The organism is Streptomyces sp. NPDC001222 (genome assembly GCF_042896945.1).
Lineage (GTDB): Bacteria > Actinomycetota > Actinomycetes > Streptomycetales > Streptomycetaceae > Streptomyces > Streptomyces gibsoniae.
This window is the reverse complement of sequence record NZ_JBIAXT010000034.1, coordinates 17,533-34,607: the sequence shown is the minus strand read 5'-3', so window position 1 is coordinate 34,607 and position 17,075 is coordinate 17,533. Positions and strand designations below refer to the sequence as shown.

13 protein-coding genes and 4 pseudogenes are annotated in these 17,075 nt (G+C 71.0%); 3 read left to right on the top strand and 14 right to left on the bottom strand.

Annotation, left to right across the window (positions count from 1 at the left end; translation table 11 throughout):
- Positions 1-70 precede the first annotated feature (70 nt).
- From ACFY2Z_RS33410 to ACFY2Z_RS33370, 9 genes and pseudogenes are all read right to left on the bottom strand, one after another.
- Positions 71-2,167, bottom strand: coding sequence for a tetratricopeptide repeat protein (locus tag ACFY2Z_RS33410; protein WP_390747798.1), 2,097 nt, complete (start codon positions 2,165-2,167; stop codon positions 71-73).
- The gene (locus ACFY2Z_RS33405) at positions 2,164-3,381 is read right to left on the bottom strand and encodes a hypothetical protein (protein WP_390747797.1); all 1,218 of its coding nucleotides are present in this window, start codon (positions 3,379-3,381) and stop codon (positions 2,164-2,166) included. The genes ACFY2Z_RS33410 and ACFY2Z_RS33405 overlap by 4 nt, the downstream gene beginning before the upstream one ends.
- A 685-nt stretch (positions 3,382-4,066) precedes the next feature.
- Positions 4,067-5,071, bottom strand: a complete 1,005-nt coding sequence (locus ACFY2Z_RS33400; RefSeq protein WP_390747796.1) for a helix-turn-helix domain-containing protein — start codon at positions 5,069-5,071, stop codon at positions 4,067-4,069.
- 981 nt (positions 5,072-6,052) lie between these two features.
- Positions 6,053-6,724, bottom strand: coding sequence for a transcriptional repressor LexA (gene lexA / locus ACFY2Z_RS33395; RefSeq protein WP_390747795.1), 672 nt, complete (start codon positions 6,722-6,724; stop codon positions 6,053-6,055).
- 123 nt (positions 6,725-6,847) lie between these two features.
- Positions 6,848-7,060 (bottom strand): hypothetical protein, encoded by a 213-nt coding sequence (locus ACFY2Z_RS33390; RefSeq protein ID WP_390747794.1) that lies wholly within the window; start codon positions 7,058-7,060, stop codon positions 6,848-6,850.
- A gap of 358 nt (positions 7,061-7,418) precedes the next feature.
- Positions 7,419-7,590 (bottom strand): annotated as a pseudogene (locus tag ACFY2Z_RS33385) (histidine-type phosphatase); the annotation flags it as partial.
- Between the two features lie 218 nt (positions 7,591-7,808).
- Positions 7,809-8,135, bottom strand: a pseudogene (locus ACFY2Z_RS33380) (hypothetical protein); the annotation flags it as partial.
- A 53-nt stretch (positions 8,136-8,188) separates the two neighbouring features.
- A pseudogene (locus tag ACFY2Z_RS33375) lies at positions 8,189-8,290 on the bottom strand (inositol monophosphatase); the annotation flags it as partial.
- A 74-nt stretch (positions 8,291-8,364) separates the two neighbouring features.
- A pseudogene (locus ACFY2Z_RS33370) lies at positions 8,365-8,529 on the bottom strand (inositol monophosphatase); the annotation flags it as partial.
- 122 nt (positions 8,530-8,651) lie between these two features.
- Here ACFY2Z_RS33370 and ACFY2Z_RS33365 point away from each other — a divergent pair.
- Positions 8,652-9,551: an aminoglycoside phosphotransferase family protein gene (locus ACFY2Z_RS33365; RefSeq protein ID WP_390747793.1), complete on the top strand. Its 900-nt coding sequence runs from the start codon at positions 8,652-8,654 to the stop codon at positions 9,549-9,551.
- Positions 9,552-9,688: 137 nt separating this feature from the next.
- A complete protein-coding gene (locus ACFY2Z_RS33360; RefSeq protein WP_390747792.1) occupies positions 9,689-11,140 on the top strand; it encodes an NAD(P)/FAD-dependent oxidoreductase in 1,452 nt (483 codons plus the stop codon).
- A gap of 50 nt (positions 11,141-11,190) precedes the next feature.
- On the opposite strand, the gene ACFY2Z_RS33355 is transcribed toward ACFY2Z_RS33360, so the two are convergent.
- From ACFY2Z_RS33355 to ACFY2Z_RS33345, 3 genes are all read right to left on the bottom strand, one after another.
- Positions 11,191-11,874, bottom strand: coding sequence for a formylglycine-generating enzyme family protein (locus ACFY2Z_RS33355; protein WP_390747791.1), 684 nt, complete (start codon positions 11,872-11,874; stop codon positions 11,191-11,193).
- 61 nt (positions 11,875-11,935) lie between these two features.
- The gene (locus tag ACFY2Z_RS33350) at positions 11,936-13,132 is read right to left on the bottom strand and encodes a DUF6545 domain-containing protein (RefSeq protein ID WP_390747790.1); all 1,197 of its coding nucleotides are present in this window, start codon (positions 13,130-13,132) and stop codon (positions 11,936-11,938) included.
- A 131-nt stretch (positions 13,133-13,263) separates the two neighbouring features.
- A complete protein-coding gene (locus ACFY2Z_RS33345) occupies positions 13,264-13,914 on the bottom strand; it encodes a hypothetical protein (RefSeq protein ID WP_390747789.1) in 651 nt (216 codons plus the stop codon).
- A gap of 826 nt (positions 13,915-14,740) precedes the next feature.
- Here ACFY2Z_RS33345 and ACFY2Z_RS33340 point away from each other — a divergent pair.
- Complete coding sequence (locus ACFY2Z_RS33340) at positions 14,741-15,139, top strand: hypothetical protein (RefSeq protein WP_390747788.1); 399 nt, start codon at positions 14,741-14,743, stop codon at positions 15,137-15,139.
- Positions 15,140-15,232: 93 nt separating this feature from the next.
- Here the strand turns inward: ACFY2Z_RS33340 and ACFY2Z_RS33335 are convergent, their stop codons facing one another.
- Together ACFY2Z_RS33335 and ACFY2Z_RS33330 are read right to left on the bottom strand one after the other, a co-directional pair.
- Positions 15,233-16,063 (bottom strand): maleylpyruvate isomerase family mycothiol-dependent enzyme, encoded by an 831-nt coding sequence (locus tag ACFY2Z_RS33335; RefSeq protein ID WP_390747787.1) that lies wholly within the window; start codon positions 16,061-16,063, stop codon positions 15,233-15,235.
- A 205-nt stretch (positions 16,064-16,268) separates the two neighbouring features.
- A complete protein-coding gene (locus tag ACFY2Z_RS33330; protein ID WP_390747786.1) occupies positions 16,269-17,039 on the bottom strand; it encodes a DUF4328 domain-containing protein in 771 nt (256 codons plus the stop codon).
- Positions 17,040-17,075 lie beyond the last annotated feature (36 nt).

Sequence of the window (17,075 nt, the reverse complement as noted above, 5' to 3'; positions counted from 1 at the left end):
CCGCCTTGCGACGCGCCGCACCGGACGCCGCGGGCCCCGCCCTTCGGGCGGACGACGCTCCGTTCACGCCCTAGAGCTGCGACTTGAGGGGCCCTGCCGACGCGTCGCACAACTCCCGGTGGCGGTGGAGTTCGGGGATGTCGGCGTCGGGGAGCGTGAGTGCGTGGTCGAAGTCCGCGCGCGCCAGGTCCGTCCGGCCGTCGGCGAGATGGGCGATGCCCCGGTTGAGGAGGACGTCCGGGTCGTTGCCGACGATGTCGAGTGCGGTCGTCAGGTCCGCGACGGCCCTGCCGTGCCGGGACCGGTGGAAGTGCACGACGGCCCGGTTGATCAGTGCGGCAGGGTAGCGCGGGTCCCGTTCCAGGGCGGCGTCGAACGCGATGAGCGCCTGGTCGAAGTCCTCGCGCTGGAGCAGCACGGTGCCCTTCAGACACAGCAGTTGCACCTCGTCGGGGTGGAGGGCCAGCCCGGCGTCCGCGTCGGTCTCCGCGCCGTCGAGGTCGCCCGTCTCCAGTAGGAGTTCCGCCCGGGCGATCCGGGTGTCGAGGTCCGAGGGCTCCATCTCCAGTACGTAGGCGAAGTCGTCGAGCGCACCTCGCAGGTCGCCGGTCCGGATCCGGGCCGTGCCGCGGTTGTAGTACAACTCCGGAAAGGGTGGCGCCAGTTGCACGGCCCGGTCGTAGTCGGCGAGGGCCGCGTCGAAGTCACCGCGGTCACGGGAGATCCGCGCCCGTTCCGAGAGATAGTCGGTGTAATAGGGGTCCAGGTCGACGAGCCGGGTGTAGTCGGCGTACGCCTCGTCCGGCCGTCCCAGCGCGACCAGCAGACGGGCCCGGTTGTACAGCAGCTGGGAGCGGTGCAGGACCCACTGGTCGTCGCCCATCTCCTTATCGAGCCGGGCGATGCACGACTGAACGAGATCGAGGGCGCGGGCCCGGTTGCCGCGGTGCATCTCGATGAGGGCCAGGCCGTTGTCGTGGAAGACACTGAAGGTCAGGCGTTCGGCCGGGTCCGGCAGGATGCCCGCGATGGCGACCGCGTTGTGCTGCCACTGCAGCGCGAGTTCATGGTCGCGTGGCCGCAGGAAGCGGGTGTGCAGCATGGCGATCGCGTAGCTGGTCATCATGTGGATCTTGGGGTTGGTGAAGCGGCGCAGCAGGGCCTGGTACAGCTCCATGGACTGGGCCAGCCGCCCGATCGGGATGCACGCCGCCGCCGCCTCCCGGGTGAACTCCCAGTGGTCGTGCTCATGGCTGCCGGGATCGCTCACGCCTCGGCCGCGCAGACCCAGGTCCACCACGGCGGCGGAGAATCCGGTGGCGACCGCGTGGCGCTGGGCCGCGAGCAGAGCGGTCCGCCCCGCTCCCCCGGGGTCGCTGCCACGCTCGCGGTGGTAGGCGATCGCGCCCATCCGTACGCCCCAGCTCGCCGTTCCCTCAAGGCTGTCGGCGCGCCGGTCGTGCAGCCGGGCGACCTCCTGCGGGTCGGCCTCCCGGTAGCCGCGCAGCGCTTGCGGGTCGTCGTCGGTGCCGTCGCTGTCGACGTACACGGCCGCCCACTCGAGCGCGCTCCGGGGCGTTTCCGGCGTCGGGTCGCCCGCGGGCGCGTGAAGGGTGCCGGCCGTCGCGGCGAGCGCGGCCACCAGTTCGTCGGGCAGCGCCTCGGCGGTCGTGGAGATCACCACCCGGAGCAGACGTGGATCGGCCCGGCGCACCAGGAGGGCCAGCAGTTCCTGGGTGGTCGCCTCCGCGGCGTGGACCTCCTCGAAGGCCAACTCCAGGGCGGAGCCGGTGTCGGCGTGGATCCGGTCCGCGTAGCCGAGGAGGAAGGTGACGATCCCCTGGCTCATACAGCGGATCATTCCGGAGCCGAAGAAGCGGGTGCGTTCCTTGAACGAGGCCTCGTCGGCGAGCGTCCGCGGGGGCGGACCGATGAGCTGCGCCAACTCCGGCATCCCGTAAAGGAGTTCCACCCGGTGGGCTTCGACGAGCTCGGGCCAGCGCCGTCCGGCCTCGGGGAGCACGGAGCGCAGCACGGTGTCGATGCCGGTGTAGGGGCCGCGGAGACGCTGGTGACAGCGGACCACCAGTGCCCTGCTGGTACGGGTGCGGATGAGGCGGAGGCGGTCTGCGCGCCGGTCGCCCACGATCCGGAGATGGCCCATCATGCGAGTTCAACCTCCGCCGAAGGGGATGTCTGGGGTGTGGAGAGCTTTTTCTCCCGGCGTTTTCTCCCGGACAGCACGACGAGTGCGGCCACTTGAGCGGCGTTCATGCACAGGGACAGCACGGCGTCCCAGAAGGCCGCATTGACGTGACCGGAGGCGATGGCTTGCCGGGCAATGCTGAAATATTGGATCGTCACCGGGACACTGACGAAAACGGTGATGCCGGCCAGCGTGGCGTATCCGAGCACGATGAAAGGGCCGTAGAATTTCCCGACGCGCCGGTCTCGCGGTGTCCACTGTTCCTCGTCCACGACGCGGTGCGAGCGCCCCAGCAGACGCCACATACGGTTCTTCAGGAGCACCATTCCGGCGTCGTGCAGGTCATAACAGTTCCATGCGGTGGCCGCCACATAGTACAGGTCGGTACGCAAATAGAGCTGAAACTGCCAGAGAACGCGGACCATCACCGTGAACGCGAGAGCGAGACAGACGCGCGCAGTGAGGGAGAAGGAACCGTCGGGGTTCCGGGTCGCGTCGGCGACGAGTCCCAGCGCGCCCAGGACCACGCCGTCGCAGACGATGCCCGCGAGAAACGGAAGATAGCGTTTCGCGCGCGGAACGCTGAGCAGCCCGTTGATCTGCGTCTCGGCCACGATGTAGGTCAGGCGATTACTCAGCCGCAGCCGGGTGGGCAGCCCCAGGCGGCGTCCGGCGAGGATGTGGAAGCCCTCGTGGAGCAGCAGAAGTGGCACCTGCCCGAAGGTGATCACCAACTGGACCACGAGCAGGGAGCGTACGAAGAAGATCTGGGACGGGTGGGGGGCCAGGTCCGTATGGCGGGCCACGGCCCAGGCCCAGCTGCCGACCACGGCCAGGTAGCACGCCCACGCGGGCGGGGAGAAGGCGGCGCGGCCCAGCCGGCGCAGGCGCACCGGCCGCGGGGGAGCACCTTCCGGCTGTCCCTCTCCCTCGCGGACGAAGCCGAGTTCCCGCAGCGTCTCCACGAAGTCGTCCAGATCGACCGGCTCGTCGAAAGCCGATTCGTACCAGTCGGCGGCCGCACTGAGCGGCATGCCCCGCGCGAGCCGTTTCAGCAGTTCCGCTCCGTCGGCCGGGAACACCGCGTAGGAGCCGGTGTCGAGACGGCCGACCACGACGTCGTCGCCTTCGGGTACGAAACTCAACTCGTGCAACAACAGGCCGCCATCGGCCACAACCCCTCCCCTACGTCCGGCGCGGGCAACCCGGGTGCGCCGTGGGCCGGCGCACCCGGGTGCAACTCATGGAGCGTCGAACGTGTTACGCGGCGGCGCTGTACGGGCACTGACAGGCGGCCGACGTCAGCCGCACGTCACCGGTGCGACGTACGGCAATCTTCTTGACCCCGGCCTTCTTGCCCATGGCGACAGTCGACTTCATCTCGGATCCCCTCTCATCGGATGTTCGCCGACCGGCGGTCGACGGCAATCAAAAGTGTTGCCCCCGGCCCGCAAATACAAGGTTGTGTTCGCGCCATTCGGCAGCCGCGCCACGTTGCCGACGAAAGACAACGATGCCGAGAAACGATTCAACGACCGGGTACGGAAAGGAATCCCGTGATGGACGACGGATTCCGTCGCCGCCCTACCGCCGACATCGTTGCCAAGGCGCGAGGACAGCTCTCGTCCCACATCACAGGACCACTGATCCGGTACGGAAGCCGAGAATCCGCTCGCTGTGCCGCCGCGGAACGCATCGTCACCGGATTCCGTTTGTCAGCGGACACCGCTTTCGGAAACGCCCGGCATGACGACCGGCGCTGTATGCATCGCCACCGTCCAGCCGCCGGCGAACTCCTCGCGGACCGACGGCAAACGGACGGCCTGGTACCGGTCCCGGCAGGCCTACAGGCCTCGGAGCTCAGAGCTCTCCGTCCGGCTGCCCGGCTCGGTTCCGTCTTTGTGACACTCCGTGGCTGTGGCGGTATTCGCCGGGCGGCATTCCGTAGTGCGCCTTGAAGACCCGGCTGAAGGCGGCGGCATCGGAGAAGCCGGCGCGGCTCGCGAGCGCGGCGACGCTCCGATCCGCCAGCAGCGGGTCGATGAGGTCGGCTCGGCAGCGCTCCAGGCGTTGCTCACGGATGAACGCCCCGACCGTTCCGCCGTCCTCCCGGAACAGGTACTGCAAGGCGCGCAGCGAGATGTGGTGGGCGGCGGCGACGGCTGTGGGAGTGAGGCCCGGCTCGCCGAGCCGGGCCCGGATGAAGGACTTGATCTGGTGCAGTTGCGCCGCCTTCCGCGCCTCGGCGGTCGCGGCCCCGTCGGCGTCGCACAGGCTCGCCAGGAACGCGGTGGTCAGGTCGCCCACGGCAGATGCCAGCCGGGGGATCTGACCGGCCTCGACCGTCGGTCCCTGCCTGACGATGCCGGCGAGCAGCTCGCTCAGCAGGGCACCGATGCCCGTCCGGGACGGCAGTTCGGTCGCCACCAGCCGGCGCAGCGCCTGCTCCGGAACGGGCACCGCCCGCCGGGGCAGATGCAGCACAATGCACTGGGCCACGTCGTCGGTGGCGACCGACGCCCAGTACGGCCGTGAGGTGTCGTAGAGCGCCAGGTCGCCCGGGCGCGGGTTGACGTGATTGCCGCCCTGCTCCCGTTGCATGGCGCCCCGGACGACCAGGGCCAGCACCCACAGTTCCGGGTCGGATCGCCGGATGAGGCGTGGGGTGCGGATCGACTGCATGGTGGGGAAGGCGACGCTGGAGACACCGACCCGGTCGCCCAGCGACAGCAGCCTCGCCGAGGCCGGGAAGTCCGAGACGTGTTCGGTGACGATGTTGTGCGGGGCCATGTCGCGGGCCACCAGATCGCAGAACCAGCTGAACCGGTCGGCGGCCGGCAGGTCCCGGCTGGAGAGCGTGATCATCGTTCGGCCCTCCCTTCTCGGCAGTCGCCACAGCAGGGCGGCGAGGTGCCGATTCCGCCACCTGTGCATGGTCGTACACCGTGAACGGTCCCGGAAGGTGGTTTATGCGTCAAGGACAGCGGCGGCCCGTACGACGGCCGCAGCGGGGCCTCCGGTGGCTGATTTCGGTGCGGAACTCCCCCTCCGGGGGTGCACGGAAGGTCAACTGTTTCTGCGCTGTCCGTCAATGACCCGTGGAGTCCGGGGCGGTGAGGATAGGCCCGTCGGCGACATCGGGAGGACCGCGGGGGCGACCGCGGATCTCCCGCACCGGCCAGGCGCAGCCCGAGGAATCCAGGGGGAGATCCTCGGGCTGCGCCTGGCGCCAGGGGGTGTCGGCTTAGGGGTGTCTGACAATTCCCGCCGGGCGCGCGACTCCCCCGGCCTGGCGGCTGGGAGGTGCCTCAGGCACGCCACCTCGCCGCGTTGCCGGATCACCCGAGTACGTCCGGTACGCGGATGATCCACCGCCTTGCGATGCTCCCCCAGCTACCGCCGGGAGGTGCCCCCTGCGCCAGCGGATGATCCTCCGCCTTGCGATGCTCCCCCGGCTACCGCTGGGAGGTGCCCCCTGCGCCAGACGCCGCGCGCTGAAATCCGGCGCGAAATATCAGACACCCCTGGGGCCTGTCGTCAAACTCGCGTCGTCGCCCCAAGGGCGGCCCTGCGGCGTCAGGTGCGTGCTCTGGGGGTACGCCCTGCTCGAAGAGCTCGGGGGAGTGCCGGGCGGAAGCCCTCGTACCGGACGTACTCGGGTCCGAGCCCGGTGCGGCGGTGGGGGCACCGCCCGCGCGAGCGAAGCCGAGCGTGGGGGAGCGTGCATGGCGTCGCGGGGCAGGCGGGAGTCTGACGACAGGCCCTGGAGGGCCACGGCGCCTTCACCTCAGGCCCTGGCGGCCTGCCCTTGGGCGCGGCTGCGAGGCGAGACGGGTCCGGACCCGGTCAGAGCGCGCGCAGGACTCCCACGACCTTGCCGAGGATCTTCGCCTGGTCGCCGGGGATCGGCTCGTACGCCCGGTTGCGGGGCATGAGCCACACCTGACCGTCCTGCCGGCGCAGCTGTTTGACGGTGGCCTCGTCCTCCAGGAGGGCGGCCACGATGTCACCGTGGTCGGCACTGTCCTGGCGGCGGACGGTGACGATGTCGCCGTCACAGATCGCCGCCTCGATCATGCTGTCGCCGGACACGGTCAGGGCGAAGAGGTCGCCGTCGCCGACCAGCTGGCGCGGCAGCGTGTAGACGTCCTCGACCATCTCCTGGGCGAGCAGGGGCGCGCCTGCGGCGATGCGGCCGATCAGTGGCACGTCCACCGCGGCGGACGGGCTGCGGTCCAGGTCGGGGGCCCCGGACGAACGTACGCGATAGGCGCGCGGCCGGTTCGGGTCGCGATACAGGACCCCCTTGCGTTCCAGCGCCATCAGCTGATGGGCGACGGAGGAGGTGCTCGCGAGGTTCACCGCCTGGCCGATCTCCCGCATCGAGGGCGGGTAGCCCTGCCGCTGGACGCTGTCGGAGATGAACCGGACGATGTCCTGCTGGCGATTGGTCAGCCCGCCCTCGACCGTCCGGATGCCCGGCGGCCGCCCCCGGCGTACCGGCTCGCTGTTCTCCATTTTGGGCACCTCCGTACAAGATCTCGCAGAGCGTGACCCTAACCCGGCGGCCCCTAAAAATGAAACACTCATTCGCCTTCGGTCACCCCGACGGCCCGCCCGCTCCGCATCTCTTGTCCCGTTTTACCCCTCGATGTCGTCGTCCGCGGCGGTCGGCAGGGCGTTGTGTCCCTCGCTCCAGTGGTTGACCCATCCGCACACCCCGCAGGCGTATCGCCCGTTCACCCCGGCGACCTCGCTGCCGCACTTGCGGCACTGCGTCTGGGTGATCTCCTGAGAGGCCAGGAACTCCACCGCCGGCACCGGCACCTCGGGCGCGGTCTGCTTCCGTTTCATGACGCGGACCCTACCCGCGGCCGACGGACGCTCACCGGGACGGCGGCATCCGAGTCGCCGTCGGCCGGCACTCCGTGCATGCTGAATCCAGGTGGAGCGCCCCGCCCCGTCACAGGTGAGCAGGGACCCATACGGCGGCCGACTCGCCGCGCCAAGGGAGTCGGCCGCCGTGCCATGGGGTCGGAGCCCGGCCCGGCAGGGGCACACGGGCACCGGCACCGGCACCTCAGGGCCTCACGCCCCACGCCTCACCCGCTCGGCCTTCGTCGGCTCACCCGGTCGTTCGGCTGGCACCGGCACCGGCACCGGCACCTCAGGGCCTCACGCCCCACGCCTCACCCGCTCGGCCTTCGTCGGCTCACCCGGTCGTTCGGCCGAAGCAGCGCTCCAGTTCGGCGAGGTCGTAGAAGTAGCTGCCCCTGGCTGTCGGTCGGAGCCCTGCCTGAACGGATCTCCTTCTCGTTGTAGAGCATCCGCACGAGATAGGTGTCGCCCTTGCGGAAGACATCCCATTGGATGTTCGCGGCCATGGCGGGATCCCCTGGGTCGGTAGCCGTCGCGCGGGGCCCGAACCGGCAGCGGAACAGGCCGACTTGTCGCCGGCAAGGGCGGCGGGGAGAAGCCGGACGATGTCCAGGAGTGGTCGGTGGAGCCCGGGTACGGCGAACAGCGCGGCCCCCGTGTCGGCGCGGCGCCGGCCCCCGAGGTCGCTGAAGAGGCCACCGGCCTCCTCTACGACGGGGATCAGAGCGGCGATGTCCCAGGACCCGGCTCCCAGTAGAAGGAAGGCGTCCAGCTGACCGGTCGCGACGAGGAGAGCGCCGTGACACGTGCCGGATCCGGTCGACGGTTTGCGGGGCAGGGGCGTGGCCGGGTCCGCCGAGGACAGTCGAGGGCGGGGCAGGTCCGCGCGACATGTGCCGCCAGGCGCCCGGCGACGGCCCGTTCCGATGCGCTCAGTCTGGCCGGGGGCGGCCAGATGCCGAGCGTGATGTCGTGCGGCGTACGGCCACCTTGGGCGATCGACAGTCGACGGGCCCGCATCGGCGATCGGGAAGGGCACGGTCCGGCCCATGCGCCGGCGTCCGGCGCCGCCCACCAGCGGCGGCCCGGCGTCGGGGCGGAAACCATGCCCAGGGCGATGCCGCCGTCCTCCTCGACGGCCACCAGGGTGCTCCACTCCGGCTCCCCCGCGAGGTAACTCGCGGTGCCGTCGGTGCCGTCGACGATCCAGCGGCGACGGCCCGTGCCCGGGTGCCGGACTCCTCGCCGACAAAGGCGTCGCCGGGACGGTGCCGGCGGATCTCGGAGCGCAGGAGGTCTTCGATCTCCTGGTCGGCGTCGGTGACCGGGCTCCCGTCGTTCTTGGTGTGGACGGCGAGGTCAGGGGCCGCGAGACGGCGACGCGCGACGGCATCCGCCAGGTCGGCCAGGTGATGGGCCGGTGCCGTGTCTGCCGACTCCGTCATGAACGGATTCTGCCCGCCGGACTACGTCGGCACGTGGGGACGGGAATTGACCTTGCGTCACGTCCCCCATGCGTCCGAAAGTTGTTTGACGCTCGCCGCCGTCCCGCGATCGGATGGCTCCCATGAGCGCAGGGCAGTTGCACCCGGGCATGCACCCCGTCGACGACGACCTCGTACGGCGGCTGATCGCCGGGCAGTTCCCGCAGTGGGCGGGACTGGCGGTGGCGCGGTTTCCCTCGGGCGGCACGGTCAACGCCATGTACCGGCTGGGCGACAGCATGGTCGTACGGCTGCCGCTGATCGAGGGCGGAGCGGGGGACGTGACGTCGGAGCGGGAGTGGCTGCCCCGCCTCGCACCCCTGCTGCCCACGCCCGTTCCCGAGGTGCTCGGAGCCGGGAGACCCGCGGAGGGGTATCCGTGGCCGTGGTCGGTGTACGGGTGGCTGGCGGGGCGGAACCCCGATCCGGACTCGCTGGCCGAACCCGGACTGCTCGCCAAGGACCTGGCCGGATTCGTCGCAGCGATGCGGAGCGTCGGCCTGCCGGGAGCACCTCGGGCCCACCGCGGCGGGCCGGTGGCCGCGCTCGACGTGGAGACCCGGTCGGCGATCGACGAACTGCGCCGGATCCCGCAGGAGGACGTCGACTGCGATGCCGCGACCGCCGTGTGGGAGGACGCGCTGCGGGCGCCGGGCTGGGACGGGCCGCCGGTGTGGCTGCATGCCGATCTGATGCCGGGCAATCTGCTGGTGGACGGTGACAGGCTGGCCTCCGTGATCGACTTCGGGTGTACGGGGGTGGGCGATCCGGCCTGCGATCTGTTCCCGGCGTGGAATCTGCTGCCGGCCGGGGCCAGGGAGATCTTCCGCGAGGCACTCGACGTGGACGAGGCGACCTGGATCCGCGGCCGGGGGCGGACCCTCTCGCAGGCGCTGATCGCACTGCCCTACTACCGGGAGACGAATCCGTCGATGGCGAGGAACGCCCGGCACGTGATCGGTGCGGTGCTGGGCGAGAGGTGAGAAGTCCCGGCCCCCGGTGCCGCGGCTCGTAGGCGAGTCATCGCCGTGTCGCCTGGCCGGTTATGGCCGGATCTGCTGTGGTGATCGTCACGCCCGACGGTACGGTGAGGGCGTCCGGGGCTGCGATCGGGGGGCGGATGGCGCGTAGAGCAATCGTCGTTGGTGCGAGCGTGGCCGGGCTGCTGGCCGCCGCGGCCCTGTCCGACGTGGTCGACGAGGTGACCGTACTCGAGCGGGATGTGCTGCCGGAGGGGCCGGCGCCGCGCAAGGGTTTACCCCAGGGCCGCCATGGCCACATCCTGTTGACCAGTGGGCTGAACGCGATCGAGGCTCTTCTGCCCGGCCTGCGGCTGCGGCAGCGGGTGCTCGCCGCAGGGGGCCGCGAGATCTCGCTCACCTCCGGCGCGGTGATGCTGGGTCCGGAGGGATGGTTCCGGCGATGGCGCCACGACAGCCATCCACTGCTCACCTGCAGCAGGGACCTACTGGACGCCGTCCTGCGCGAGGCGGTCCTGGACCGTCCCCGTACCGGACTGCGGCGCGCTGAAGCCGTCTTGCTGCTGGGATCGGCGGAGCGTGTCACGGGCGTACGCGTCAGCGACGCGGAGGGCGCCGAGGAGGACCTGCGCGCGGACCTGGTCGTCGATGCGAGCGGGCGTGGGTCACGTGCCCTGCAGTGGCTCGGCGCGCTCGGCATCACGGGGATCCGTGAGGAGGTCGTCGACTCGGGGGTCGTGTACGCGAGCCGCCTCTACCGGATGCCTGAAGGGGCGGAGGAGTTCCCCCTGATCCTGGTGCAGCCCGACCCTCTCGACACAACGCCCGGGCGCGCGGCGGCTCTCATCCCCATCGAGGGGGGACGCTGGCTGGCCAGTCTGAGCGGCACCCGAGGTGCCGAGCCCACCAGCGACCCCGCGGGGTTCGTCCGCTTCGCCCTCGGGCTACGGGATCCTCTGGTGGGCCGGCTCCTCTCCGGTGCCGAGCCCCTGTCCGATGTGGCGCTCAGCCGCAGCACCCGCAATGTCCGCCGCCACTTCGAGAGCGCCGCGGTCTGGCCCGAGGGCCTTGTGGTGCTGGGTGATGCCGCCGCCGCGTTCAACCCGGTCTACGGGCAGGGCATGTCAGTGGCCGCGCTGGGCGCCCAGGAGCTTCGCCGGGAACTCGCCGCGACCGATGTCGCCGCGCGGGGGGTGGCGCGCCGCATCCAGCGCGCCGCCGCCAAGTCGGTGGACGCGGCGTGGTCGCTGAGCAGTTCCCAGGACCGGTGGTTCCCCGGAGTGCTCGGCGACAGTCCCACGTTCGCCGACCGTGTGCTCACCCGCTATGTCCGGCGTATGACGAAGGTGGCGACCAGCTCCTACCGGGTGTCCACCGCCATGTGCAACGTCACCACGTTGCAGGAGGACGGCAGCCGTCTGCTGCGCCCCTCGCTGCTGCTCGCCACGCTGAACGGCCCTGTGCTGCCTCCGCTGGCCGGACCGCCCCTGACGGCTGCCGAGCGAGCGATCCTCCATGGCCTCGACCGAACGGGAGGAGCGGTGGGAGGGACAGGGGCGGGCACGGACGGCCGCATCCGCTCGTCCGGCTGAGGCGTGGTCCCGAACGTCGAGCGCATGTGGTGGTCAGGGCTCGGGCGACGTCACGGCCGTGACGGGCGTGGGGTGCGCGCCACGCGGAAGCCCACGTCGTCGATGCGGAAGGTCGGATGGCTGCGGCGCCGCACCGAGGCCCGGCAGCTCCAGTGCTCGTCGGACCAACCGCCGCCACGGAGCACCCGGTAGGTGCCGTACACCTCGGCGTCGTAGACGTCCCAGCACCAGTCCCATGTGTTGCCCAGCATGTCGTACAGACCCCATGCGTTGGGCTGCTTGCCCCCCACGTCGTGGATCGTGCCGTCCGAGTTCCCGCGGTACCAGGCGATGTCGTCGAGCGGGCCGTAACGCGGTCCGCTGCTGCCGGCTCGGCAGGCGTGCTCCCACTCGGCCTCGGTCGGGAGCCGGTACCCGTCGACGGAGGCGTCCCACTCGACGGCGTCCTCGTCGGCGTTCAAGCGGTACGCCGACGGCAGCCCTTCGTGCCGGGACAAGGCGTTGCAGAACCGGATCGCGTCCCACCACGAGACGCCCTCGACGGGCCGCCCGTCCCCCTGACCGGTACTCGGCCACCGGCCGGTGATCCGCGCGTACCTGGCCTGAGTGACCGGGAACGCGGACAGCCGGAACGGAGCGACCTCCACCGGCCAGCTACGCCGCGTCCGGCGGTCCGACAGCGTCACACGCCCCGGCGGGACGGAGACCATCTCGATTCCGGAGCTCGCGTTCATGACAAGCCACCCTACCGACACCGGTGCGTGCGCTGCCGCGATGCAGGCCACGCCGTTCGTGTCAGGGTCTTCGGTGGTTACGGGTCCGTGTGCGGACGTCCTTGACGATACGGGAGCGCAGCGCCCGGGAGATATGGACCAGGTCGTTGCTGGAGACCGTGCGCTCGTCCGCGTTCACGCGACGCCCAGGGGGCGTGCCATGGCTGCCGCGGGCGTAGTGGACCTCGACCGCCGCGACGATCAGCGCGGCCTCGGCGATGGCGGCGGCCTCCTCCCCGGTGGCGTTGCGGGCCAGGGCCAGCCGGTGTGCCTCGTCCCGGGTCCGCGGGTCGGAGTGGTCGCGGCAGGCCAGGATCCGGTCGGAGATGTAGGTCTGACGTCGCGTCAGCCGCAGGTGCACACTGGGCTTCCACCATGGCAGGGGCAGCGGTGTGGGCCCTGGCGCGCCTCGCACGGGGCGCACCGTGCGGGCCAGCGGTGCCAGCTGCCAGTAGCGGACGGTGGTGCTCCCGCCGATCAGGGGGAGAACGAAGCCCGCCGCCCCCAGGACCGCGCTGGGCGCGATCGTCGTGCGCGCGATCACGATGAGAGGGTCCCAGGTGTGGCCGCTCCAGCGGCCGATCACCGCCGCGGCCGTCATGAGGTCGTAGCCGACGAAGTGCATCAGATACGCGGTGGCCAGCACGCGCAGACCGGTGCGCAGCGTCCCGTGCACCTCCCCTGACCAGCGTCGGCACAGATGGCCGACGGTCAGGGAGGCCACCGCGTGCGCGGTGAGACAGAGAAGGACCATCTCCCTGATGAAGGGCGTGGTCGCGTAGTAGAGGTCGAACCGGGTCCGTTGCTCGACCGGCGCGTCGCCCAGGGAGAAGAGGACCGCGATGAGGAGGACGGTCACGCCGTACGCGGCGAGCGTGACACGGGAGAGGCGGCGGGGCTTGGCCGTCCCGGTGTCGCCGCGCCAGTTCAGGACCAGCACGATCGAGGCCCCGGAGAAGGCGACCAGCAGCATGTAGACGATCGGGGCGGCGACATTGGGCACACCGGTGCCGCGGTTGACGAGGGCGATCGTGGTCTGGGCGGTGGTGAAAAGGACTCCGGCGCCGAGGAAGAGCAGGGCGCAGATGGAGGACAGCAGCCAGTCCCGGCCTCGGGCGCGCACGAGCGCCGGCAGCTTCAGCAGACAGGCCAGGAGCATCAGCCCGCTGGAGACGTAGAAGGGTAAGTCGCCGTCCAGTGGTGGTGAGTCGCCGTTCATGGGATGGGCACGGCCTCCGGGAACGTTGCTGGGCGCAGTCGCTGTGGCAGGCTATCGCGGACGCGTCGCGGGTGTGTTCCTGATGCGGCGCATCCTGACGGCGGCCTGTCGGAGGCGTGTTCGGGCCAGGGTCAGCCGTGCTGACCGCGTTCCTCCCGGACCTGGCGCACCAGGGTGTTGATGAAACGCTCGACCAGTTCCCACTCGTCGTCCGGCAGGGCCGCGGCCGTGCGCAACGCCGTGGCGCGGCTGCCGCTGCAGTCGTTGTCGACGGCCGCGCGCAGCCCTTCGAGAACGGGCTGGAGCACCTCGTTGAGGGCCGACTCCGGCTCGGCGCTGAGCCATCCGGTCGGCTCCCCGAAGAAGAAGCGCTCGACGCCTGCCTGGGTGGAGGCCAGTGGGCCGCCGGAGCGGGCCGTGCGCCGCCGTACGTCCCGGGCCGGCTGCATGGTCTCCCTCGGGCTTCTGCGGCCGTTGACGAGGTTGGACAGGGAGGCCCGGGTGGCCCCGAACGACGAGGCGATCTCGTCGTAGGAGTGGCGCGAGCCGTCGGGGCGCCGTCGCGTCTCCCGCAGATGAGCGATCCGGCGGATGATCCGGTCGGTGATGGTCTCCGCGGGCGCCTGTCTGCCGTTCAGCAGCATCTCCACGACGTCCTGCGGTACGCCGCAGTTGACGGACAACTGCTGCACGTCGAGGACGTCGTCACGGCTCTGCCCGTCGCCCAGAAGAGAGTCGATGGCCCTGAGGGTCTCGGCGAGCGATTGGCGCGGATCTCTCACCGACGCATCTCCTCACGTCCGGTGGCGGCGCGGACTGCGCATTGATGACGAGACGATAACCGCTCCCCGGCCAAGCAACCAGGTCAGCGATACTCCAATTGCCAAGGGTGGATACAACAGTTGACATCACATGCTCTTGGATTGCAGCATCACCAGGTGACTGACTGCCAGTCAGCACCCGGCGGACTCCGTCGCGTTCGCTCCGTGATTGCGGAATGCGGTCGCGCCTGCGTTCGCTCCGGCGTGCACCTGTCCGGGCCACCCCCACGCACGGTTCAAGGGTGCAGAGGTGTGCCTCGGAGGCCTTGCCTCAGCGGGGACGGACACGACGTGCCGAAGGAACGAGCCGGGTGGCGGGCGGTCGGCGAGCCGACGCGGACCACCCGGGCACTCGGACGTGGGGAGGCCAGAACCGTGGACGTCAGACGGTGCCGCCCGCTCTCCCCGCACCAGTCGTCCCGGCCGCGGCCTCCAGACGCCCGCGGTACAGATGACGCGTCGCTCCGCCTTCCCCGCCCGCGACACCGACCGACAGCCCTGGGCTCCGCTCATCGCTTCCCGGCCGGTCACGGCGCGGCGAGACGGCGCAACCAGCCATGCTTCCGGGGCCTGGAGCTCCGAACACAGCGGGAGCCCGGTCAGCACCGGACGCCGTCGCGAGCCGGGCGCCCCCTGTGTACGGAGCTCTTATGCCCCCACCTCGCTCCTTGTCGGAGGATTACGTGACGGCCGTCCCTGCGTTTCTCCCTCCCCGGCGCGCAACCCGCGCGGCCCATAGACCCGAGCCCCTGGCCACAGCGGCACCGTCTCGCGTTCCGAGCCTGCCGTGACCGCCCCCCGGCCGGAACCCGCCTTTCCGTACCGCGCCCAGCCGGGTGGCGCGGCCGAGGCAGCGGACGATCGATGGGCCTCCGCACGCGACCAGCGGTTCGCCCGGTTCTTCGGGGGACGGCTCGCCGATGCGGAACTGTGCGGCAGCGCCGCGGAGCGCCGGACCGCGGCCGATGTCACGGACTTGTTCCAGGAGTGGCTGGCCCTGCGTGAGGTGGCGGGCGACGGAGGCGACTGCGAGCAGGCGACCACCACGAACGCACTCGGGTGGTTACTGCGCTGGGTCGCCTTCATGGAGTGGGCCGGTCATCCCCAATGGGAGCTCGGCTTCCATCCCGCGGCGTACCGGGCGCCCCTCGACCACTTCTTCGACGCGGCCGACATCGGTTGCTGAGACGGAGACGGACGCCCTTCCCCGGCGCGGAACCGCCACGCGGGTCGGTCCGCCGAGTGGACGACCTCCCCCGCGCGCGGCCACCGACACGGTTCAGGGCGCCATGAAAAGCGTCGGAAAGCGCGCCGCGAGCCAGGGCTTGCGCCCCCAGGCGAGCACCCGGCCGCTCGCCATGGCCCGCCACGGATTGCAGCGGCCCAGGGCGATGAGCAGGAACGTCACCGGCTCCGTGAGGATCGTGCAGTCCGGACGGTCCGGTGCCGCAGCCGTCACGTCCACGTCGCCGTCGGTGAAGGTGACACCGAACTCCGCCCCGCCCCAAACCCGGAGCCGGTAGCGAGCCGTGACCCCGGCACCGGCGACGGCGACGTGCGGCATGGCGGTCAGCAGGAACGGCAGGCACAGTCCGACCCGAGCGCGGTCGATCATGTGCGGCCGGCCGAGCGCGCGGGCGAGGTCGTAGCCGTGGCCCAGCATGTGGGTCAGTAGATACGAGGCAAGCACGGACCGGTCCATGGGGCCCAGCGGTGTGACAAGCGTCCGGTCCGCGGTGCTGTCCGCCGTGGCCCGGGCGACGGCGTCGAGGAAGCCCTCCGCCTGTGCCACGATCATCGCCGCCAGCGGCTCTGCCCCGCGCTCCTCGAACGCGGCCAGGGACCGCGCGTTGGCCGCGGCCAGGCTCTGCGGCGTGCCGTCCCCGTAGGGGCGTTCACGGCCGGCTGCGAGGTCGGCCATCAGCTCGTTGGCCACCGCCAGATGGGCCGCCGCCTCGCCCACGGTCCACTCCGAGTCGGGCACGGCGGCCGTCGTGTCGGCCGCCGCTCGCAACAGCCCCGCGATGTCGGCGGCCGTCTCACGGATCGCCTGTCCGAGCCCGTCGGGCAGGGTCTTCCCGTCGTCCATCGCCCGTGTCTCCGCCGCCATCGCACCCACTCCCTCATCGGCCCGCCGCGCCGGTCGCGCTCAGCCGCCGGGCCCGCCACGCCCGTCACGTGCCGACGGGACACCCAACCAGGAAGAAACGGCCGGTGACAACGGTTCGGACGACATCGACCGGCCATGGACCTGGCGACTTGGTCACTTGGCGATTCGGCGACCCGGTAGCCCGGCGACATGAGGACTCGGGGCGTCAGACCGCGACCGGCGGCAGCACCGCGCCCTGCAGCGCCTTCTCGTGCTGCCTACGCGTGAGCCGCACTACGACGAGGACCGCGAGCAGCGCGGCGGCCATGTCGGTGACGTCCGCGAAGACCACCTGCGGGACGGCGCTGTACAGCTCCTGAGCGGTGTCGGCTCGACGGTAGGCGGAGAAGCCGGACCGCTCGGCGAGGATCGAGACGATCCACAGCGCCCACCAGGCGTTGACGAGTCCGTGCGACCGGCGCGCACCCGACGGGCCGCTCGCGTCCCAGATGTCCAGTGTGATCCGGCGTGGGAACCAGAGGTTCACGACCGGCGTGAACCAACCGCCGATCGCCCAGCCACGCTTCTTCTGGTGCCCGTACGGCTCAAACACCTCGGCGTTGACCCGTACTCGGTAGAACCAGCACAGGAACACGACCATGCAGGCCAGCATCGCGGCGGTCTGGGCGATGCCGGCTGCGGCGTAGAGCGCGTCCGCGCGGTCGGCCCGGCGGCTCACGGCGTCCCCGACGGCGCCGTCGGCCAGATCGCCCGACACGTTGTACATGACGACGTCGGCCCCGATCGCGAACAGATCGGTGACGGCGACCAGTCCGAGCAGCACGGCCGTCGCGCGTCCCAGCCCCACGGGCGAGCGCAGAAAGGCCCCGGGCACGGTCGCGGCCGGCTGGGCCGTCGGTGCCGGAGCGGCGGCACACTGGGCGCACAGGGTGCCGCCCGCTGCAGCGGCGAACTGATGGCAGCGGTAACAGATCATGGTGGAGCGTCCCCCGAGGTGTGGTCGAAACGCCGG